The organism is Bdellovibrio sp. ZAP7 (assembly GCF_006874645.1).
Classification (GTDB): Bacteria; Bdellovibrionota; Bdellovibrionia; order Bdellovibrionales; family Bdellovibrionaceae; genus Bdellovibrio.
Genome location: NZ_CP030082.1, coordinates 2,637,470 through 2,656,683, shown reverse-complemented (window position 1 = coordinate 2,656,683; position 19,214 = coordinate 2,637,470). Strand labels below are relative to the sequence as shown.

The window sequence follows — 19,214 nt, the reverse complement described above, 5'->3', positions numbered from 1 at the left end:
CTTTATCTTGTCGTTAAAAGAGCGTTGATTTCGATGTTTTCGATGTCTAAACGCTCGACTTCTGTTGTTGCATTTAGAATGAACTCAATCTTGCTGTCATATTTTTCCTGGAGATTGGGAGCTGAAAATGTACTGTCAATCCAGTTCAATTCTTCTTCAGTCATAGAAGACTTCATCCAGAAATAAGCCGCAGTGCCAGCACCCGCTGCTGTTATTCCTGCCAGCGCCCCGAATTTTTTGAAACGCGCACGTGCCGCTTTTTCCTCTAACTTAGCGATAACCGCTGCGGTTTTGCCCACACTTAGTTCTGTTTTTAAAGATTTCTCAGTGATTTCCAGGTAAGCCTTCCACATTTTCTCATCCATTGTCGAAAATTTGGCTTTTTTAAGAATCTTTAGGTATCTATCAGTTTGAACCAGCATTTCGCCGCGAAGATCGCCACTTAATGTAACAGGTTCATTTTTTAGAGCTAAAACCGTCATTTTCATTCGTTGATTCAGCCAGCTCATTTCTTGGCGAATATCATTTTCATGGCAGCGGCCGGCGCATTGTTTCAGTTTATGTTTTAGCTCAGAAAGCTTGGCAAAAATTTCTCTTTTGTTCTCATTCATGCGAGTCAGTTGATGGGGGTCTGTGTCCCACTCGTGGTAAACTGCGCCTGTCACCGAAATCGTTAAAAAGGAACTGAGTGCGGTGATCCAATAGACGGTGTCTTTCGTATATATTTCCGAATTGTTGTCCTCCGCGTGAACTGCGCGGCTGACCAAATCGGCGCGATACTTAAGTTCTGTCATTCTTTGCAGATTGCCATTCAATCGCTCTGACAGTTCGTTGGCCGTCATGTCTTTCAAATCGGCAGCAAGTGCGGGAACCGTCATGGAGGTGATTGCCAGGGTGCTGGCCAAAACTGCTTTTAGGACGGGTTTGAAAAGTGCTTTCATTGCTTGCCTCTATTTCGCCATCAAAAGTGCGTTGATTTCGATGTTTTCAGTATCTAATTTTTCCAATCTCTCAGCTAATGAGAGGTTGTATTCCAATGAGCTCGTCAAATTGGAGTCGACATCTGGCTGAGGAAATTGAATACGAATCCATTCCATTTCATCTTCAGTCATTGTGATATTGTTCCATGTATAGGCTGCTGCAGCTGTTCCTGCCAGGCCAATGCCAGTGATCAAACTAAATTTTGAAAACTTTTTTCTGGCTACTTTTTCTTCCAGTTTAGCGATCGTCGCTGCGGCTTGGCCGGAGCGTAGTTCTGCTTTTATAGCTTTTTCAGTGTTAGAGACGTATGCTTTCCAGATCTTTTCGTTAATTACATTTAGTTTGGCAGATTTTGCCGCTTCAACGTAGGAACCTACTTTTTTTAGCATTTCCTCACGAAGATCACTTTGAAAGGAAATGGGGTGATCAAGCATGGTCATCGCCGTCCATTTCATTTTTTCATTTATAATCAACAGCTCGCGGTTGACATCTTCGGCGTGACAGCTGCCTGCGCACTGCTTAAGTTTTGCTTTTAATTCAGAAAGCAAAGCGTAGAAGTCGTTTTTTGTTTTTTGCATATGGAAATACTTATATGATTCCGTTTCGATTCCATAGCTCAACACTCCCATCGTAAGTCCTGTCAATCCGGCGATGAAACCGGTAATTAGATAAATAGATTCAGGAGAGTAGATTGTGGATTTGGATTGCAGAGCCAGTATGTGGCGATTTACCAACTCTGTTCTGTATTGAATTTCTGTGATGGCTTGGATGTTGTTGTTAAGGCGAAACGCCAGGTGTTCTGATGGCAAGTCTTTTAATTCGTCAGCGTGAGCCGGTACAGTTAAAGAACTAATAACCAGTGTGCTTGCCAGAACTGCTTTTAGTACAGGTTTGAAAAATGCTTTCATAAAAAATCCCACTTTATTAATAATTTTAACAATCCAACGGGGTGAAAGTTCCACCCCGTTGTGTTCTTAAAACTATTTGTTCGCTTCAGCGATCAAGTTTGCAAGTTGGCTTTGCAAGCTAGAGATTGTCTTTTTAACTTCATCACGTTGCTTAGTAAGTTCAGCTTCAGAAGTCGTTTGACGTCTTTCAGCCAATTCTTTCAAGTACGCTTGGTGAGCCACTAGAGTTGCGCCACCTACGATTACTTGAGAAATACCACGGCTCAATTTGCCTTTGTTTTTTTCAACGGCTGCGAAAGCGATGTCTTTACCGCCCAAACCAGTAACCAAAGTTTCAAGAAGGCGCATTACCGAGTTTACAGTCGCATTTTGTTGACCGTTGTCAGTTGCTTGTTCCATCTCTTTATTGATTTGCTCAAGTTGTGCTTGAGCTTGGCGGATTTTCAAGATCAACTCTTGTTTGCTCAACTCAGCAGAAGCTGATGATGGAGCTGAAGAGTCTGCTGCAAAAGATTTTGCTGCCATACCTGTGATCATTGTCGTTGCCAAAAGACCTGCGATTACCTTTTTCATGTTATCTCCCTTTTATTGCTCTTTGATTTCCGGTTTTATTGCCGGACCTCTTTATTCTTTTTTGTTTTGAAATTGCTTTCAGTGTTTTACAAAGCAACTCGAGTGCCACGGGAGCGGTTTGCGATTCCCACTTGTAAACATAAGGTGGTGGTTGCCGTTAACAACGGATGGGAAGTGCTTGAATACTCAAGAATTGTGGCCATCGTGAACTTTTTGATGCCGGGTAAAAAATACTTAGGGGATCACTTTTCTATTTTTAGGGACGAGCTGTCGAAGAGACGTTCTGAGGTCAGATCTCGTCACATTCGTTATCATAGAGTGATCTTTGTTACGTAAAAGCAATCTGGTTTGAGTTGAGGATAACTCAGTGCGTTTTCTATCGATTCCATATAGGAGATGCGCATACGCTTTGATCCTTCCAAATGGATTTCAAATTGGAATATCAGAAGGCGGAGGGGGCGTTCATGAGAACCGTTCTGGGATTGATCTTGGTATTGGCGGGATTGTCAGTGGCACGCGCAGAAATGGCGATGTCGGCAACGGCTCCGCATTTCTGTATGCAGAACTTCAATGCCTATGGACCACTTTATGCTCCTAACACCACTGAGCGCATGGATTGGATCGGCTCTTTGCTGCAAGCGGCACCTCGTTGTGGAGTGATTCAGCTTCAAGAAGTCTGGAATGATTCCAATATTGATCAAATTGAAAACGCCCTAAAATATAACTACGCCATCAGTTCGCCAAATCGTGACAATAAAATCGGTGTGATGTCGATGTTCGACGGCGAGATCAAAGGCACATGGACTTATCAGTTTAACATCAACAATCTGGGGGGCCTCCTGGATGAAGTGCGCGAAACCTTCGGCGTTAAAAAGGCCTTTCACGTGGTGCAAGCTCGCTTGCCTGAAATGGGTGAGGACTTTTACTTCGTCAATGCTCACTTGCATCCCACAAGTTCTGCAATCCGCATCACGCAAATTCTGGATATCTTAAACTGGCGTTTACAGAACCCGAATTTAAAGATGCTGATGTCAGGCGATTTCAATGCGGATGAAAATTCCTTTGAAAGACAGCTGATGATGGCGGTGATGGGGTTGCACGATTCTTATCAAGAAACGTTGGGCGGAGCTTACCCAAAAGGATACTGCACTTACTGCGCAAACAACCCATACAGCTGGCTTCCCGGTGATCATATCTTAGACTATATATTTGTATCCAATACAGGCGGGGCAGACACTCGTATCAAGGCGACAGCGGGTGAAATCAATATGCGCGGTCCTTTGCGTGATCCACTGTCAGATCACTATGGCTTGCGCGTGCAGTTCAATCTTGAACAGGGTGGCAGCACTTTGACGGCCGAGCAAATGTATCAACGCCGTGAAAGCGTGATGATGCTTTTGACTCAAGCGACGCAGATTCTGGTCGATGAAAATGACGAGCGCGATCTAAAAGACTATATCGCGGCTCTTAAAACTTTAAAGAATCAGATGGCTACTCAGCAAGGCGTGTTCTTTAAATACTTCTCTTTATATAGATAGGCGTTCACAGTGAAACTGACTTCTGTTGCAGCATCTTTGATGATCTCCTTGTTTTGTCTGTCAGCCCAGGCTGGCAAGCCTACTTTGATTTGTCTTTTTACTGATCCCACAATTCGTATGGTGGTTTTAGCTAAAGGTGAAAAAATAGGCCAAGTAGGCGACATGGTGACTTACGAGCACTATACAACTCCGGGAGTGATGGGATACGTCACTGAATCCTTTATTAAAGACGGTGCCCTGTCGATGAAGGTTTCCGATATCGCTGAAGACGACGTGATCCTGGAAGTGGCGTTTGGAAAACCAGGCCGCGATGAAAACACCGGCCGCACCTATGAAAACGCAGGCCTTTTGAAAACAGCCAAAGACCAAGTTATTGTTTACGGTGGCTGTGACTTAGTTCCTTAATTCTTGTGGCGTCGATCGGGCGCCATTCCTGCCTTGTCCTTGCGGCAGTTTTGCCGCACTTTGCGGCTCCAAAGTTAGTCATCCACCAAAATCTGTTGATACATATTCTGTATGGAAACGTGCATATCGTTTCAGCTTGTGAAGGTGATTTCCGAGCGGAAACGATATGTGCCCCTTTCCTGTGGGGGCATGTTAGTCCTACTGGCTAAAAAATACATGTGCGGCAGAAATGCCGCATCTTGCGGCAAAATAAGTGGAAAATGAATCAAATCGCTACTAAAAGCATCCCCATGCTCATCAATCATTTGCAGACCGTGTTCGCTGAACGCAGTCGTAAGAATCCATCTTACTCGCTTCGCGCCTTTGCCAAGTCTTTGGATTTGGATTCTTCCACGTTGTCAGCTCTTTTGCGCGGCAAACGTCCCATGACCACCAAGATGGCGATGAAGATTATCGACCGTCTGGAGATCCATGAACCCTTGCAAGTGCAAAAACTTTTAATGGGTGTTCTGGGTGCCGAAGAAACTCCTCAAGCTTATTCTGATATCGATTTAGATTCGGCTGAAATGATCAGCTCGTGGGAGCATTTTGCTATTCTTGCGGTTTTAGAGCTTCCGAAAGCGAAAACAGATACGACGTCGATTGCCAAGCGTTTGAATATTCCTTTGGGAGTCGCATTAGAATGCCTGGTGCGGTTGCAAAAGTTGGGTCTGGTTTCTAAAGAAACCACTCAGTGGAAACTGACGGGCAACAACATGTCGACGCCAAGAAATATTCCCAGTGCCAAAATCCGTGAAGGCCATCGTCAATTTATCCAAAGAGCGATTGACTCGTTAGAAGCGCACTCAGTCGAGCAACGTGATATCACCGGTATCACTATGGCTATTAATAAGAAAAAACTCGGTGAAGCGAAAAGCTTGATCGAGGATTTCCGGCGCAGGCTGTCGGCCTTTCTGGAAGTCGGTCCCCGCGATTCCGTTTACAGATTGAACGTTCAATTATTTCCTCTAAGTCAGGAGAACCAATAATGAAGAAGCGAATCACCTCGCAATTCATGACTGTGCTTCTTCTTTTCTCGTTCGCGACCGCAGAGGCTGGACCGATGAGAGAAGGGTGGGATCACGGTAATGCTGGCGATTCTTATGCGGCAGAATTTATCATGACCGCAAAAGATCTGGTCCAGCATCTTAAAACTTTGCCCAGCACAGAACTGAAGGGTTTTAAAATTGAAACCCTGATCGGTGCGATTGAAACCACCACTGTTCGCAGTGAAGACGTTCTTTATTATGAAGACGGACGTGAAGTGGAAGGTATCAATAAGCCCGAGCAAAAGTTGATTTTGATCAATCGTCGCATGTGGCGTGAAAACCGCGTCGAAACAGAAACCCTTCATCGTTACACGTTTGTGTTGCATGAATATCTGTGGATTATGGGTATCGACGATACTCAATATAAGGTGTCGGCTCCGATTGTGGCTTTGTTGCCAGTGAAAAACTATGACCCTTCCAAATGGTGGAATCCGCTAAACCCCGTTAATTACCTGATGTTGAACCTGGTATACAACAGTGGTGCCTGCACACTTGCGGGGACCTCGTTCAATTTAGCAAAAACAGAAGAGATGGTGATGGTCGAAACAAAAGGCGACTGTGGGGATGACTACCGTAAGGTGATCATTGCTAAAAGCTCTTTGACGGCTCCGCCATCGTCTGGATCCCGTGGAACTTTTCATCGCTTTCAAATAGCGGTTACGGATCAAGCGGGCAACAATTTGGGACAGCTGACATATGAACCAGAGTGGGGCCGCTGTTTGGGCCCGCAGACCGGTGCATGTGCTTCTTCGGGCAAATTGCTTGTGGGCGGCGTAGAAATTATTTTTTGGTTAAGACCTTAAGGATACGAATATGAAACTGAAGTTATTTATTTTATTAAGTGCTGTGATGATGACTTCTCAAGGTTTTGCTTACACCGCATGTGTGGGCGAGACTTACCAGGGGAAAATCGTGATCGTTGAAATCACGACCGAAGGAACGACTGGCAAAGCCCACAGTGGTAGTGTGACGATTGCTGACAAAGGTGTTGAGAAAGTTTCTTATAAACTGCAACAATCTGAAATCGTTCAATACTTTGAAGGTGGCGATACCAACAACACGATGGTGGGATTGGCGGCTTATCAAGCGATGAACAATCCGGTGTGGATTATGTACAAAGGCATCAATTATCATGGTGACTTGGTGGCGACTCTTCGCGATCCCGCTCGCGTGAAGCAACCAGGAAATGAAATGCGCGTATGGCGCGGTCCTGGCTTCCCGGCGGATCAACAGAGCCAGTTCACGGATGTCATTTGTAATTTCTCTTTGGATCAATAAGACTTTTAAAACGTAGAATTTTGAAAAACCCCGTCACAAAACGGGGTTTTTTATTTTTTACCGTTGCGGCAAATCTGCCGCGATTTGATCTCGCATCTTTGGCTTTTTCTCTTCATCTCCTTGTAAAACAAGTTCATCAAAAGGAGATTTCAATGAAAACAATGAATATGATTTTAGCAATGGCTGTGATGATGACGGGAGCTTTCGCGCACGCGGGCGCCTACGGCTTTTCGTGCACCGATGCTTATGGAATTATCGAGATCAGCAAAGGCCAGGCCTTCTTAAAGCAATATGATGCAGTTAACGGCGAAGACAAACTGATGCCCGTCGAATATGCTAGCAAGACTTTGCCGGACTATGCCTCTGAGAAACCCGAAAATCCTAAAACGGCCGTTTCGATTGAAATTGTCGGTAAGAAAAAACAAATCGTAGATCGTGCGCAAACCGACGAATGTGGAAATGTTGGCAGAGAAGATATCTTTGCCGCAAAACTTATCGTTCGCGATCCGCAGGGAAAATTGATCAGCCACGAAACCGTGATTTGTGATCAAAGTTTTTATCCCGGCCACTGCTTCTAAATTAAAACGTTAGGAAAATTGAAAATGAAAAAATTAATTGTAAGTTTATTGGTGATGTTGTCGGGTGTGAACGTGTGGGCATCCCGTGAAGTGCTGCGCGAGCCGGTTAAAGGTCAGCCAGTACGTCTTTACTGCGAGAACGACAGTTTGAATAAGTACATGATCTTTGAGTCAGCCAAACCTTATGCTGGTGATATGGCAAAACTCTTTGAGGAGGGCGACAAAGTAGTTGTGCAATGTGCGGGTTGTTATGGCGAGGAATTTAATATCCATGTCATTCGTGCGAGCTCCAGTATTCTTTCTCTGGCTTGGGACCAAGCCGAACTGGGAGTTAAAGTTCTGGACGTGCATTTGTATTCAGATATCAATTGGTATGACTATGACCATGCGTTCTCGGGGACATTAATTCCCAAAGATCTTTCGGGCAGCAGCAGTGAGCCTATGGCTTGCCACTTTCTTTAGATAAAAAAAAAGCCCGGGTGACCGGGCTTTTTCATTCGAGTTCTTATTGAACTGAAATCTGACCTTTGCCTTGAATCGTCACAGTCAAAACTTGTTTCAAATCGTCACTGAAGACGTCTTTAATGGTGTTTTCAACTGTAATTGCAATGATCGCATTGTCTGCTACACCAGCGTATAAACCTGTGCCAACGCCATCGCAAGAAACGGGTTGAATCACCATATAGTTTGTGTCGCCACCGATTTCACCGTCGACAGAAGGACGACCACCACCCCAGTCAGTCAGGGCAAGGTATTTTACTGCATCAAGTTTGCCGCACACGTTTGGATCAGTTTCTTTTACAACTTCTTGAACTCTTTTTACTTCATTGATCACCAATGGGTTTTTCTTAGCGAAAATTTCATAAGCGATTTTTACGGCTTCTTCAGAAGTGATGGCTTTCACTTCAGTCGTAGATTTGATTGTGATTTTGCCTTGGGATGCCAAAGAAGAATCGATCTTTTTAGCGAAAGAAACTGCTGGAAGAACTGCGATCAAAGTGAAGAGGACTTTTTTCATTGAAATCTCCATATACGTTTTAGTGGTACGTTATGGAGAGGTTTTTAAAGCCGATGATGCCTGGTGTAAATTAGAGAAATTCGAAGGATATCGTCTGATAAATTGAACAACTAGGAAACGTTAACTTGATGTTAAAAATCCCGGTTGTTGCCGGGATTTTCTGCGTGAAAACTAATCTAGATGTTTTGGCGTAAATGCCTCTGGGAAAATTTCGGAGAATTTAAATTCTTTCATTTTGCCGGTCAGATTGGCCGTGTAAATTTTGGTGTCTTCACTGCCAAATTCCGCGATCACTTGGCGGCAGAAACCGCAAGGTGGCCATGGTTTGTCAGCATCACTGATAACCATCACTTCTTTAACTTGTTTGGAAGCGCCCTCACTGACGGCTTTCCAAAGAGCAACACGTTCTGCACAAACAGTCCCACCGTAAGAAGCGTTCTCGACATTGCATCCGTTAAAAATTTGACCATCAGCCATCAAAACCGCGGCACCGATATGCGCGCCTGAATAAGGGGCGTGGGCACGTTTCTGGGCAACTGCTGCAGCATCAAAGAGTTTTTTTTGCATGTCGTTCATAGTGATCTCCTGTTCGCCTTAAAGCGGACTAGTAGTCTCTAATATTTTTGACAGTTCAATCAAGGGTAATCCTTGAATGGCAGTAAAATCTTGGCTTTCAATTTTAGAAAACAGCATGATTCCGTGCTTTTCGATCTTATAGCTCCCTGCGCAGTCAATTGGCATATCCAAGTCGACATAGCGGGCAATTTGTTCGCGACTCATGGACTTCATGTGCATGCGCGTGATGTCAGTGTAGGGGATCGCTTTTTCACCGTCGAAAACGCAAATGGCCGTGACCAATTCATGGGTTTTGCCCTGCATGCTTAAAAGCTGCTCAATGGCTTTTTCGCGCGTGTGGGCTTTCCCGATAATGCGCCCCTCGAAGGACACCAACTGATCACCGCCGATCACGACTTTGCCTTCGCCTTTAAGGCTAGCGGCTTTCAGGTAAGCCAGACGCTCTGCCAACGCGCGGGGAGCCAATGATGGATCCTTTTCTTTGTCTTCGTCGATAAGGGGTGGTTGTGCTTGAAAAGGCACAGCTAAACGAGAGAGAAGTTCTTGTCTGTATTTGGAAGTTGAAGCCAGGATCAGTTGCTTTTTCATGTTATCGGTTATATTTCAATTTCGCTGTAAAAACTATAAAAACAGAGTCTTTACAGGGAATCTGCGGTAGAAGGCTGACCATGACGAACAAACATCTTCCAGACGTCGCTAAAGAAACTCATACAGAAAAATTCGCTCCCATTGACTGGGTGGGTATGGGTTCCATCGAACTTCCAATTATGCTGAAACAAGCAGATGGCGTGTACCGCATTCCTGCGCGCGCCGACGCGAAAGTCAGCCTGGATAAAAAACCCTCTCGTGGCATCCACATGTCACGCTTGTATTTGATCACTCAGGAAACGCTTTCTAAAAATGAAATGTCCCTGGGGCTTTTAGGTCAGGCGACAGACGAGTTTTTGAAAACTCACGAAGACCTTTCCACACAAGCCTTGGTGCAGGTGCAATTCGAAGCTCCCTTGGTGCGTAAAGCTTTAAAGAGTGCCAACCAGGCTTGGCGCTCGTACCCGGTGGTTCTTTCTGCCTTCAACGAGAACGGTGTAAAGAAATACTATGTTGAAGCCGTCATTACTTATTCTTCGACATGTCCTGCATCAGCGGCGCTCTCTCGCCAGTTGATTCAAGATAATTTCAAACAGCAGTTTGGCAGTGAGTCCTTGGATTTTGACGTTGTTCACCAGTGGTTGGGAACAACTCAAGGGATCGTGGCAACTCCGCATGCCCAACGCAGTTTTGCCCGCGTGAAAATCGAAGTCGGCCCGAACTATAACTACGCAAAAATCATCGACGTGATCGAGGAAGCTTTGCAGACAGCAGTTCAAGGTGCGGTAAAGCGTGAGGACGAGCAGGAGTTCGCCCTTCGTAACGGACAGAACTTGATGTTCTGCGAGGACGCAGCTCGTCGTGCGAAAGAGGCCTTGGATAAAGAGAGTGATATTCTGGATTATGTGGCTGAATTCAGCCATGTTGAGAGTTTGCACCCTCACAACGCGGTCTCTCATATTTCTGCCGGGAAAAAATTACGTACATTTTGAAATCTAACTGATAATCATTGTCAGAATATTGGACTTTGACCCCAGTGGCGTCCTATAAATCAGGGATCTAGGAGCCACCGCACATGGGACGAGATTCAGTACCACTTTTACCAAGACAACACGACGAAGACATCGTGATCCATCACGATCCGTTTGATGAGGCTGAACTCAAAAAGATCATCCGTCAGTTGAACTTGAAAGTGACTTCTCAACGTATGGCGATCCTTAAGACTCTTCACGAAGGCCGTCGTCACGTGACAGCTCAAGAGCTTTACGAAAAATTGGCGAAGGATCATCCTGAAATTGGTTTCGCGACTGTTTACCGCTTCCTTCGTACTTTGACTGAAGGCGCTTTCGTAACAGAAGTGCGCATGGGTGGTTTGCCAGCTCGTTACGAGTTAACACCTAAGGGTCACCATGACCATTTGACCTGCGTAAAATGCAGCAAGATCTGTGAATTCGAAAACCGCGCGATCGAGCAGCTACAAGAAAAAGTCGCGAACCAATTCGGTTTCGCACTGACTCACCACATCTTGGAACTTTACGGGGTTTGCCCCGAGTGCCAAGCAAAAGCGAAATAGGTGCCAGGTCCTATTTACGGACGCTGCGCAGAAAAGGCCGCTAACGAGCGGCTTTTTTTAGAATTTAAAACGATAATAAATCTTCCCGAAAATTTCCGAATACAAACTGCCGATATTTATCGCGAGTAATAAGAACCATGCGGGGACGTCGGGATTCACCCAGTAGATAGCGGCAAGAACGATCAAAGTAAAAATCGTTACCTTGTTTTGTAACTCGGAAGCCTTAAGATCAATCAGCTGTGCGCGCTCATCTTTGATTTGTTTGCGATCCCACAAATAAAAAACCACATAGATAGCGACGGATAGAACAACGATCCATGAGATCATTTTTGCTCCTCTAATTTAAATAATTCTTCGACAGCGGTGTCGAGTTCGCGAGCTAAGCGCAAAGCTAACTCGACAGAGGGTACAAACTTTCCACTCTCGATGGAGTGGATGGTTTGCCGTGAGCAGGCGACTTTGTTGGCCAGTTCTTGTTGTGTCAGATCACCCTTAGCGATTCGGGCGAGTTTTACCTTATTTATAATCATGTGGGATTAATGTAAAGCATAGTTGACATAATGTAAAGTATGAATTACAAAATGTCGCATATAGTTTACGGAGATATTATGAAAGTCATTGAAATCATTAAGAAAAACAGAAGCTTCCTCTTGAGTATCTTGCTTCTTTTTGCGGTTCGTTGGTCCTTTGCTGATCAATACCGCGTGCCTTCCGAGTCGATGTTTCCCCAGCTTCATATCGGTGATCATATTGCTGTGAACAAAATGGCCTATGATCTGAAGCTACCTTTCACGAGCCAAAGTCTTAAGAAAATATCTGATCCTCAGAGGGGGGATGTCATTGTCTTTATCTGGCCAGGGGATAACTCTTCCACATTCGTGAAACGATTGATTGGTTTGCCGGGCGATCGCATTCATATCGAGAATGGCTTTGTCACAATTAATGGTGCAAAACTGGCAGACTTTGCGCTCGAAGGATCTGCGAAGGAATTACTTTATGACGAGCATCTGGAAAGTCACACTTATCATGTACAAAGAGTCCCTCGTATCGCGCGCGAACAGAGACTCGACTTAGTTGTGCCCGACGGTGAGTATTTTTTTATGGGTGATAATCGCGACAACAGCCTCGACAGCCGCTACTGGGGATTTGTGAAGCGTGAAGCTTTGAAGGGGAAAGTTGATTTCGTCCTGTGGAATATCCGGTTCGACAATATCCTGCCAGAGCTAGAATTAAACAGAATTGGTTCCAAAGTTCTCTAGGGTGCCAGGTCCTGTTCGCAAAAGGTGCCTGCCGATTTTTGCATATGCGGTGCAGAACCGCTAGGGTTCTGCGTTGCGTGCAGGCGGGTTGCGGTTGTCTGGAGTGCTGGATGTGCTTAGACTGCTTTTTAAGGATGGCTGTTGGGTTGCAGGTCTTAACAGTTTCACCTTCGAAGAGGATCCCCAGTGTCAGTTGAAAAACTTTACGAACATTTTTTTAAGCCGGAAGTGCGTAAGCAAGGTCGCGAGGAGTTTGCTGCGGGCTTGGCGGTGCTTTCTGTGGCTGGGGATGCGCGTATCGAGGGTTATGTGAAGGCGTCAAAGCCGGTAAAGGTTTTGTTTGTTGCGGAAAGTATCGCAAGCTCTTCGTTCGCGGTGGATTGTATGTGCAGTTCGGCGGCGAAAGGGACATTTTGCAAACATATCTGGGCGATCCTTTTGCAGACTGAAAAAAAACATCCTGATTTTTTAGATTCTAAGACGAATATCGAAAAAGGTTCATTGTTTGAGGTGGTGGAATCACCATTCAAGGCCAAGCAGGCTGAATTTAAAAAGATTCAATATCAAAAACAAAAAGCTCGTGCGAAAGAACAACGCCAACAAATAAAGAACAAAGCCAAAGGTGTTTCCAGTAAGTCACCGAAAGGCACGACCTATTCCCAAGATGTCAATACGGCCTTTGAGTTTTTCTCCCTGAATGGTTTTCCTTTGGAAAACAATCTGGATGAGGAGTCCCTAAAGAACGCCAAAAAGGTGTTAGCGCGGGTTTTTCATCCCGATAAGGGCGGAACACACGATGAGTCCGTAATTTTGAACGAAAACTACCAAATTCTGATGGATTATTTGTCGTAAAATCTGCCAATTCATTGACGGAATATGCTTAGGTGGTCATTATCATCGCAAATCAAACCGAGAGGGTGTTCCTATGAAATCAGTTACAGAATTCAATTACTTTACTTTGAGCAAGGGTTTGGCAGCGAAAGCCGCTTTGACGACAGACGGTAAAGCAGCTGAAGAAATTCAAACAGCGCTTTCCGAAACTTTTAAATTCGAAGGCGAAAAACTGACTCATTTCGTGAATGCCCTTGATGTTGTTGCGCAAAATAATAACAACACATTGAAACGCGTTGTGGTTATGAGTTTAAACGAAGGCGAAAAAGCTCCAGCTAAAGCTGTTCAAGTGGAAGCTTTTCATTACGTTCCTGAATTCGTAGCCACTGCAAAACCAGTTGTAGCTGAAGAAGCTCACGGCAAAGGTGGCCGCGGTGGTAAAGGTCGTGGTCAAGGTGGCCGTGGCGGCGGCGATAAAAAAGGCGGTTCTCCATGGGGTATGTCTCCTGAAGAAATCGCTGCTAAAAAAGGCAAAGCTCCAGCGGCTCCAAAAGCTTAGTATTGCTCTGCAAAAATTTGAAATATCAAAAAAGGGTCACTGCGAAGTGGCCTTTTTTTGTTGTCTGTTTGTGATGCGCCAAGGCGTTGGGCCAGAGAGTTGTCCAAGGAATTTATCAGGCGTACACTGTTAGGCTATGTCGCAAGCAGAAGATGGAATCATAGTAAAAGGCGCGAAAGAGCATAATCTTAAGAATGTCAGTGTGACTATTCCTCGGAACAAAATCACTGTGTTCACGGGACTGAGTGGATCGGGGAAATCATCCCTGGCGTTCGATACAGTGTATGCCGAAGGTCAACGTCGCTATGTGGAAAGTCTTTCGGCTTATGCTCGTAATTTCCTAGAGCAGCTGAAAAAACCTGAAGTGGATTCCATCACAGGATTGTCGCCAGCGATTGCGATCGATCAAAAATCTGTCAGCACGAATCCGCGCTCGACGGTGGGTACCGTCACCGAAATTTATGACTTCCTTCGTCTGCTTTATGCAAAAGTGGGCGTTCCTGAATGTCCTACGCATCATATTCCAGTAAGCTCACAAACTCCGCAGCAGATCATTGATGAAGTTACCAAAAAAGGCCAAGGGGCTAAGTTCTATGTTTTGGCTCCGATGGCTTCTGGAAAAAAAGGGGAGTTCTTAGCCGAATTCCAGCGTTGGGCTAAAAAAGGTTTCGTGAAAGCCAAGGTCGATGGAAAAATGATCGATCTTGATAAAGCCACCAAGCTTGCGAAAACCAAAACCCATGATATCGATCTGGTGATCGATCAATTGATCCTAAAAGACACTTTAAAACATCGCTTAAGTGAAAGCATTAACACCGCTTTGGCCATGGCCAACGGGCGCGTGATCATTGAAACACTCGATGGCAATCGCACGAATTATTCTTTGCACTCGGCTTGTCCTATTTGTGGTTACAGCTTTCCTGAAATTGAACCGCGTATGTTCAGTTTCAATAGTCCGCGTGGGGCTTGTCAGACTTGTAACGGCTTGGGGACTCTGGATCTGGTCGAAGAAGAAACTTTTTCGGACGGCGAAGTCGGTGGTAAAAAACTCGACAAGGTTGTTTACAAATACAAAGGCAAAAAAACTTCTGACGAGGACGATGAAGAAGGCGACGAAATGGTCCTTCATGATTGTCCTGATTGCCATGGCTCTCGTCTAAGACCTGAAGCTTTGAATATCAAAGTCGCGAATAAAACAATTTCGGATATGGCCTTGATGAGTGCCGCGGATTTGCGTGAATTCGTGAGCGATATCAAATGGAGCAAGAAAGACAGCTTGGTCGCAGAAAAAATCACCAAGCAGATTTCTGACCGCCTGGACTATATGATCCGCGTGGGCACAAGTTATCTGTCGATGAATCGTTCGTCCCGCACTCTGTCGGGTGGGGAGGCGCAACGTATTCGTCTGGCTTCGCAGTTGGGTTCTTCCTTGATTGGTGTTCTTTATGTGATGGACGAACCCAGTATCGGTTTACATCCGCGCGATCACCATCGCTTGCTGGATATTATCGGAGAACTAAAAGATCGCGGTAACACGATCTTGCTGGTAGAGCATGACGAAGACACCATTCGCTATGCCGATTTCGTTGTCGACTTGGGTCCTCGTGCAGGACGCCTGGGCGGCGAGAAAATGGCGCAGGGGACTCCGGAAGAGTTGGAAAATAATCCCAACTCTTTGACAGGGAAATACCTCAAAGGTGAAGTGCGTATTCCAGTCCCTAAAAAACGTCGTCCTGGCAATGGTCAGTTTTTGGAATTGATCGGTGCGACGGGGAATAATCTTCAGAACGTGAATCTTAAAATTCCACTGGGTACTTTGACGGCGGTCACAGGTGTCTCCGGTTCTGGTAAATCGACATTGATTATTGATACTTTGTACAAAATTTTGGCCAAGAAATTTTATAAGGCTTTGGCAGAGCCCTCTCCTTATAAAAAAATCGAAGGTCTGGATAAAATCGATAAGGTCATTGATATCAATCAAAGACCGATCGGTCGTACGCCGCGTTCGACTCCAGCGACTTATGTGGGTTTATTCCCGATGATTCGTGATTTGTTTGCGAATTTGCCGGATTCAAAACTTCGTGGATATGAGCCGGGTCGTTTCAGTTTCAATGTCAAAGGTGGGCGCTGCGAGACATGCATGGGGCACGGACAAATTCGCGTCGAGATGCACTTTCTTAGCGACGTGTTTGTGACTTGCGATACGTGTATGGGTAAACGCTATAATCGCGAAACGTTGAATATTAAATATAAGGAAAAATCTATTTCCGATGTTTTGGATATGAATGTGGGCGAGGCTTTGGAGTTCTTTAAAAACCACAGCCAGATCTATCGTAAACTCGAGACACTCCACCGGGTGGGCTTGGATTACATGACCTTGGGTCAAAGCTCGACAACGTTATCGGGTGGTGAGGCTCAGCGCGTGAAGCTTTCTAAAGAGCTTTCTCGTCGTGGCACCGGCAAAACGCTTTATATCCTGGATGAGCCAACGACAGGTCTCCACTTTGACGATGTCAGAAAGCTGGTGGAGTTGCTGCAGGAATTAGCAGATCAGGGCAATACCGTGCTGGTGATTGAACATGCCATGGAAGTCGTTAAAACCGCGGATCATGTGATTGATCTGGGACCTGACGGCGGAAAACACGGGGGGCGCATTGTTGCGACCGGTTCTCCTGAAGATGTAACAAAAGTTAAAGAAAGCGAAACCGGAAAGTTCTTGAAAAAGATCCTTAAATAGAATCAATTCAAGGGATGCTTAAATACTTTACGGGTTCCATTTTCATTACAATTCTGGGTTTGATCGGCTCCTTTTTTGTGGGTCAATTTTATGGTGGCACAACAGCGGCAGGGCTTGAGGCTTTGTTTATCGCGGCTGTGCTCGCAGTACTTGAAATCTCTTTGTCTTTCGATAATGCGATCGTCAACGCCACTATTCTGAAGGACATGACGCCGGTTTGGCGCCATCGCTTTTTGACGTGGGGGATGTTGATCGCCGTCTTTGGTATGCGTTTGGTATTCCCATTGGGAATCGTGAGTGTCATGGCAAGTATTAATCCCTGGGAAGCTTTGGTGATGGCAGCCACTCGTCCTGATGAGTATGCGAAACTGATGTTAGCCGCTCACTTGGAAGTGGCAGCGTTCGGTGGAACATTCCTGTTGATGGTAGCTTTGCGCTTCTTCTTTGATGCTGAAAAAATCGAACACTGGTTCGCCACAGTGGAAAAGCCTTTTGCGTTCTTGGGTCGCGTGGAAGCGATCGAAATCGGTTTGGCTTTGGTGATCTTGATCACGATCGCTCACTTCATGCCTCAACAGGCTGAATCCTATGCGTTTCTAAAGTCGGGTCTTGCTGGTTTAATTGTGTTTGTTGCGGTGGATGGTATCGGGGCTTTCATGGAAGCTTCCGAAGAAACTATGCACAACGTTCACAAGGCAAGTGCGGCAAGCTTCCTATACTTGGAAGTGTTAGATGCGTCTTTCAGTTTTGACGGTGTCGTGGGTGCCTTTGCGATCACGCACAACTTGTTCATTATCATGATTGGTTTGTCGATCGGTGCATTCTTTGTACGAAGCCTTACAATTATGTTTGTCGAAAAAGAAGCTTTGGCGAAATTCGCCTACCTTGAGCATGGTGCTTTCTATGCTATCTGGGTGTTGGCTTTGGTGATGCTAACAGCTCCGTTCGTCCACATACCTGAGTGGGTGACGGGTCTTTCAGGTGCTCTTATCCTTGCGGTTGCGTTTCTGTGGTCTTTGAAGAAGGGTCCCACAGAATCTGCAGAATAGAAGCTCCCATAATTATCAAAGCGCCGAGTCCCTGAAACCAGGAAAGGCGCTCTTGTAAGAGCAAGAATCCAAACAGCGCAGCAAACGGCGATTCCAACAGGAAGATCATACTGGCCGTCGTATCTGATAAAGTCTTTTGCGCGCGAATCTGAATTGAAAATGCAATCACACTGGATCCCATCCCTAAAATAATCACGCCCATCCATGCAGTCCAAGGAGCTGTCAGGTTGATACTTTGCTGAGTCAGCAAAAGCGGGGAGAGCAGTAGTAATGACCAGATGGATTGGAAATTATTAAAGCGAAAGGCGTTATTGACCTTATTTGAAACTCTGCCGATGTAAATAATGTGACAGGCTGCCATCACCGAACAAGCTAACGTCCATAGATCTCCCACATTGATGTCCGTGATATTGGCATCCATCAAAATAAAAGTTCCCACTAACGCCAGCAGTGCAAGTCCATAGTTTATCAAACTGCTGCGAGCACGGAAGATGAGCGTATTAATTAAGGGAACTAAAATAACATAGAGGCTGGTGATGAAGCCACTTTTGGTCGCAGTCGTGTGCTGAAGACCGATGGTTTGCAGAATCATGAGGCTTCCCAAGAAAAATCCTGCAGGCAATGCTCGTTTGAAATCTGATTTCATCGAAGGCAAATTGGGTTTTCTTACGCACCGATAAATCAATTCGCCAAAGACGGAGGCTATCAGAAAGCGGTAAACCAAAGTTTCCACAGGCGTGAATGCACGTAAAGCGAAGACGGTTGCAATAAAGCCGAAACCCCACAGGGCTCCGGCGATAATCAACTCAATGGCTGCTTTGTTTTTGGTGGTCACCTAAGTCGCAAACCTAGTCGAAGGCTTCAGACCAGATGCGGGATTTGTCGATACCATCCACTTCGATCAACTGGTGTTTTACTTCCTTGATCATACCGCCATTGCCGCACATATAGAATGTGGTTGGAATATTTTTGTAATCGTATTCAGAAATAAAGTTTTGGATGTAACCTTTTTTGCCTGTCCACGAATCTTGGGGACGGCTCAAGACAAACTCCCATTTGAAATCAGGAAGTTCTTTTGCCAAGGCTTCCAGTTCCGGTTGGTAGTACATGTCTTTTTCTGTGCGAACACCGAACAGCATGCGGTATTTCAAGTTTGGATACTGTTCTTTTTTAGATAGCAAATAACAGATATGTTGAGAAAGGCCGGTGCCGGTATTCAAGAACACAATTTGTTCTGTTGGTGGTTCCTGGAAAAAAACTTTTCCGAAAGGACCGGTGAAGTTAAGAGTCTCTCCACCTTTCAAATTCCAAACAAAAGTCGAGGCAATACCGTTATCAACGTATTTGAAAAGCAGTCTAAAGCCATTTTTTATTCTGTCATCGGAAGCGATGGAATAGGCGCGCAAAACAGGCTTCCCTTCACCCTGTGGAACATTTAACATTACAAATTGTCCAGCTTTGAACGCAAACTCTGCGGGATCGTCTGTTTTCAACACCAGCTCGCGAACCGCCGGTGTGTGGTCGATGATTTGTTCGACTTTCATGTGATAAATTTTGCGCGCTGAAGACATCATTTCTCCTTGAGATAAGGGCCATTCATAATCCGAAATTCCCAGACAGTCCAACAATTTAGCTTGTTACATCAGTTCCTAATCAATAAACTTATCAACAGTGA

At 45.2% G+C, this 19,214-nt stretch carries 24 protein-coding genes; 14 read left to right on the top strand and 10 right to left on the bottom strand.

All coding sequences use genetic code 11. From position 1 onward, the window contains the following. Window positions 1-2: 2 nt before the first annotated feature. The 3 genes from DOM22_RS12810 to DOM22_RS12800 form a co-directional block, all read right to left on the bottom strand. Entirely contained in the window at window positions 3-941 is a 939-nt protein-coding gene (locus tag DOM22_RS12810) for a hypothetical protein (RefSeq protein ID WP_142700753.1), read from the bottom strand. Window positions 942-950: 9 nt separating this feature from the next. Continuing rightward, window positions 951-1,889 carry a hypothetical protein gene (locus tag DOM22_RS12805; RefSeq protein WP_142700752.1) on the bottom strand — a complete coding sequence of 313 codons (939 nt, stop codon included), beginning with the start codon at window positions 1,887-1,889 and terminating at the stop codon, window positions 951-953. A gap of 72 nt (window positions 1,890-1,961) precedes the next feature. Next, window positions 1,962-2,462, bottom strand: coding sequence for a hypothetical protein (locus tag DOM22_RS12800; RefSeq protein ID WP_142700751.1), 501 nt, complete (start codon window positions 2,460-2,462; stop codon window positions 1,962-1,964). 464 nt (window positions 2,463-2,926) lie between these two features. On the opposite strand from DOM22_RS12800, the gene DOM22_RS12795 reads away from it, so the two are divergent. From DOM22_RS12795 to DOM22_RS12765, 7 genes are all read left to right on the top strand, one after another. Continuing rightward, on the top strand, window positions 2,927-4,000 hold the full coding sequence (locus DOM22_RS12795; protein WP_168196651.1) for an endonuclease/exonuclease/phosphatase family protein: 1,074 nt from the start codon (window positions 2,927-2,929) through the stop codon (window positions 3,998-4,000). 9 nt (window positions 4,001-4,009) lie between these two features. Then, the gene (locus DOM22_RS12790) at window positions 4,010-4,405 is read left to right on the top strand and encodes a hypothetical protein (protein ID WP_142700749.1); all 396 of its coding nucleotides are present in this window, start codon (window positions 4,010-4,012) and stop codon (window positions 4,403-4,405) included. A gap of 260 nt (window positions 4,406-4,665) precedes the next feature. Beyond that, window positions 4,666-5,433, top strand: coding sequence for a TIGR02147 family protein (locus DOM22_RS12785; protein ID WP_142700748.1), 768 nt, complete (start codon window positions 4,666-4,668; stop codon window positions 5,431-5,433). Next, window positions 5,433-6,296, top strand: a complete 864-nt coding sequence (locus DOM22_RS12780) for a hypothetical protein (protein ID WP_142700747.1) — start codon at window positions 5,433-5,435, stop codon at window positions 6,294-6,296. Before DOM22_RS12785 ends, DOM22_RS12780 begins: the two co-directional genes overlap by 1 nt. Window positions 6,297-6,306: 10 nt before the next feature. Then, on the top strand, window positions 6,307-6,771 hold the full coding sequence (locus DOM22_RS12775) for a hypothetical protein (RefSeq protein WP_142700746.1): 465 nt from the start codon (window positions 6,307-6,309) through the stop codon (window positions 6,769-6,771). Window positions 6,772-6,923: 152 nt separating this feature from the next. Beyond that, complete coding sequence (locus DOM22_RS12770) at window positions 6,924-7,349, top strand: hypothetical protein (RefSeq protein WP_142700745.1); 426 nt, start codon at window positions 6,924-6,926, stop codon at window positions 7,347-7,349. Window positions 7,350-7,373: 24 nt separating this feature from the next. After that, entirely contained in the window at window positions 7,374-7,811 is a 438-nt protein-coding gene (locus tag DOM22_RS12765) for a hypothetical protein (RefSeq protein WP_142700744.1), read from the top strand. Between the two features lie 43 nt (window positions 7,812-7,854). Here DOM22_RS12765 and DOM22_RS12760 read toward each other — a convergent pair whose 3' ends face one another. From DOM22_RS12760 to DOM22_RS12750, 3 genes are all read right to left on the bottom strand, one after another. After that, window positions 7,855-8,367 (bottom strand): hypothetical protein, encoded by a 513-nt coding sequence (locus DOM22_RS12760; protein ID WP_142700743.1) that lies wholly within the window; start codon window positions 8,365-8,367, stop codon window positions 7,855-7,857. Window positions 8,368-8,538: 171 nt separating this feature from the next. Then, the gene (cdd, locus tag DOM22_RS12755; protein ID WP_142700742.1) at window positions 8,539-8,943 is read right to left on the bottom strand and encodes a cytidine deaminase; all 405 of its coding nucleotides are present in this window, start codon (window positions 8,941-8,943) and stop codon (window positions 8,539-8,541) included. Window positions 8,944-8,961: 18 nt separating this feature from the next. Beyond that, a complete protein-coding gene (locus DOM22_RS12750; protein WP_142700741.1) occupies window positions 8,962-9,531 on the bottom strand; it encodes a nucleoside triphosphate pyrophosphatase in 570 nt (189 codons plus the stop codon). Window positions 9,532-9,611: 80 nt separating this feature from the next. Here DOM22_RS12750 and folE2 point away from each other — a divergent pair, with 80 nt between their 5' ends. Next, the gene (folE2, locus tag DOM22_RS12745; protein ID WP_142700740.1) at window positions 9,612-10,523 is read left to right on the top strand and encodes a GTP cyclohydrolase FolE2; all 912 of its coding nucleotides are present in this window, start codon (window positions 9,612-9,614) and stop codon (window positions 10,521-10,523) included. A gap of 83 nt (window positions 10,524-10,606) precedes the next feature. After that, the gene (locus DOM22_RS12740) at window positions 10,607-11,104 is read left to right on the top strand and encodes a Fur family transcriptional regulator (RefSeq protein ID WP_142700739.1); all 498 of its coding nucleotides are present in this window, start codon (window positions 10,607-10,609) and stop codon (window positions 11,102-11,104) included. A gap of 57 nt (window positions 11,105-11,161) precedes the next feature. Here the strand turns inward: DOM22_RS12740 and DOM22_RS12735 are convergent, their stop codons facing one another. Together DOM22_RS12735 and DOM22_RS12730 are read right to left on the bottom strand one after the other, a co-directional pair. Next, entirely contained in the window at window positions 11,162-11,431 is a 270-nt protein-coding gene (locus tag DOM22_RS12735) for a hypothetical protein (RefSeq protein ID WP_142700738.1), read from the bottom strand. After that, complete coding sequence (locus DOM22_RS12730) at window positions 11,428-11,634, bottom strand: helix-turn-helix transcriptional regulator (protein WP_142700737.1); 207 nt, start codon at window positions 11,632-11,634, stop codon at window positions 11,428-11,430. The genes DOM22_RS12735 and DOM22_RS12730 overlap by 4 nt, the downstream gene beginning before the upstream one ends. Before the next feature lie 78 nt (window positions 11,635-11,712). Here DOM22_RS12730 and lepB point away from each other — a divergent pair, with 78 nt between their 5' ends. The 5 genes from lepB (at window position 11,713) to DOM22_RS12705 (ending at window position 17,539) form a co-directional block, all read left to right on the top strand. Then, window positions 11,713-12,363 carry a signal peptidase I gene (lepB, locus tag DOM22_RS12725; protein ID WP_168196650.1) on the top strand — a complete coding sequence of 217 codons (651 nt, stop codon included), beginning with the start codon at window positions 11,713-11,715 and terminating at the stop codon, window positions 12,361-12,363. Window positions 12,364-12,549: 186 nt separating this feature from the next. Continuing rightward, the gene (locus DOM22_RS12720) at window positions 12,550-13,215 is read left to right on the top strand and encodes a J domain-containing protein (RefSeq protein WP_142700735.1); all 666 of its coding nucleotides are present in this window, start codon (window positions 12,550-12,552) and stop codon (window positions 13,213-13,215) included. Between the two features lie 73 nt (window positions 13,216-13,288). Continuing rightward, on the top strand, window positions 13,289-13,753 hold the full coding sequence (locus tag DOM22_RS12715) for a hypothetical protein (protein ID WP_142700734.1): 465 nt from the start codon (window positions 13,289-13,291) through the stop codon (window positions 13,751-13,753). Between the two features lie 136 nt (window positions 13,754-13,889). Further along, window positions 13,890-16,490: an excinuclease ABC subunit UvrA gene (gene uvrA, locus DOM22_RS12710; RefSeq protein WP_142700733.1), complete on the top strand. Its 2,601-nt coding sequence runs from the start codon at window positions 13,890-13,892 to the stop codon at window positions 16,488-16,490. Window positions 16,491-16,504: 14 nt separating this feature from the next. Next, window positions 16,505-17,539 carry a DUF475 domain-containing protein gene (locus DOM22_RS12705; protein ID WP_142700732.1) on the top strand — a complete coding sequence of 345 codons (1,035 nt, stop codon included), beginning with the start codon at window positions 16,505-16,507 and terminating at the stop codon, window positions 17,537-17,539. Here DOM22_RS12705 and DOM22_RS12700 read toward each other — a convergent pair. Further along, window positions 17,478-18,374: a DMT family transporter gene (locus DOM22_RS12700; RefSeq protein WP_142700731.1), complete on the bottom strand. Its 897-nt coding sequence runs from the start codon at window positions 18,372-18,374 to the stop codon at window positions 17,478-17,480. The genes DOM22_RS12705 and DOM22_RS12700 overlap by 62 nt on opposite strands. A 13-nt stretch (window positions 18,375-18,387) precedes the next feature. After that, on the bottom strand, window positions 18,388-19,113 hold the full coding sequence (locus tag DOM22_RS12695) for an FAD-binding oxidoreductase (protein WP_246845627.1): 726 nt from the start codon (window positions 19,111-19,113) through the stop codon (window positions 18,388-18,390). Window positions 19,114-19,214 lie beyond the last annotated feature (101 nt).

Coding starts and splice junctions, on each gene's coding strand:
- uvrA (WP_142700733.1), top strand. CDS start 13,890: ATGTCGCAAGCAGAAGATGGAATCATAGTAAAAGGCGCGAAAGAGCAT.
- DOM22_RS12735 (WP_142700738.1), bottom strand. CDS start 11,431: ATGATCTCATGGATCGTTGTTCTATCCGTCGCTATCTATGTGGTTTTT.
- DOM22_RS12770 (WP_142700745.1), top strand. CDS start 6,924: ATGAAAACAATGAATATGATTTTAGCAATGGCTGTGATGATGACGGGA.
- DOM22_RS12800 (WP_142700751.1), bottom strand. CDS start 2,462: ATGAAAAAGGTAATCGCAGGTCTTTTGGCAACGACAATGATCACAGGT.
- DOM22_RS12810 (WP_142700753.1), bottom strand. CDS start 941: ATGAAAGCACTTTTCAAACCCGTCCTAAAAGCAGTTTTGGCCAGCACC.
- DOM22_RS12765 (WP_142700744.1), top strand. CDS start 7,374: ATGAAAAAATTAATTGTAAGTTTATTGGTGATGTTGTCGGGTGTGAAC.
- DOM22_RS12780 (WP_142700747.1), top strand. CDS start 5,433: ATGAAGAAGCGAATCACCTCGCAATTCATGACTGTGCTTCTTCTTTTC.
- DOM22_RS12795 (WP_168196651.1), top strand. CDS start 2,927: ATGAGAACCGTTCTGGGATTGATCTTGGTATTGGCGGGATTGTCAGTG.
- DOM22_RS12775 (WP_142700746.1), top strand. CDS start 6,307: ATGAAACTGAAGTTATTTATTTTATTAAGTGCTGTGATGATGACTTCT.
- DOM22_RS12785 (WP_142700748.1), top strand. CDS start 4,666: ATGAATCAAATCGCTACTAAAAGCATCCCCATGCTCATCAATCATTTG.
- cdd (WP_142700742.1), bottom strand. CDS start 8,943: ATGAACGACATGCAAAAAAAACTCTTTGATGCTGCAGCAGTTGCCCAG.
- DOM22_RS12805 (WP_142700752.1), bottom strand. CDS start 1,889: ATGAAAGCATTTTTCAAACCTGTACTAAAAGCAGTTCTGGCAAGCACA.
- folE2 (WP_142700740.1), top strand. CDS start 9,612: ATGACGAACAAACATCTTCCAGACGTCGCTAAAGAAACTCATACAGAA.
- DOM22_RS12760 (WP_142700743.1), bottom strand. CDS start 8,367: ATGAAAAAAGTCCTCTTCACTTTGATCGCAGTTCTTCCAGCAGTTTCT.
- DOM22_RS12695 (WP_246845627.1), bottom strand. CDS start 19,113: ATGATGTCTTCAGCGCGCAAAATTTATCACATGAAAGTCGAACAAATC.
- DOM22_RS12740 (WP_142700739.1), top strand. CDS start 10,607: ATGGGACGAGATTCAGTACCACTTTTACCAAGACAACACGACGAAGAC.
- DOM22_RS12705 (WP_142700732.1), top strand. CDS start 16,505: ATGCTTAAATACTTTACGGGTTCCATTTTCATTACAATTCTGGGTTTG.
- DOM22_RS12750 (WP_142700741.1), bottom strand. CDS start 9,531: ATGAAAAAGCAACTGATCCTGGCTTCAACTTCCAAATACAGACAAGAA.
- DOM22_RS12730 (WP_142700737.1), bottom strand. CDS start 11,634: ATGATTATAAATAAGGTAAAACTCGCCCGAATCGCTAAGGGTGATCTG.
- lepB (WP_168196650.1), top strand. CDS start 11,713: ATGAAAGTCATTGAAATCATTAAGAAAAACAGAAGCTTCCTCTTGAGT.
- DOM22_RS12715 (WP_142700734.1), top strand. CDS start 13,289: ATGAAATCAGTTACAGAATTCAATTACTTTACTTTGAGCAAGGGTTTG.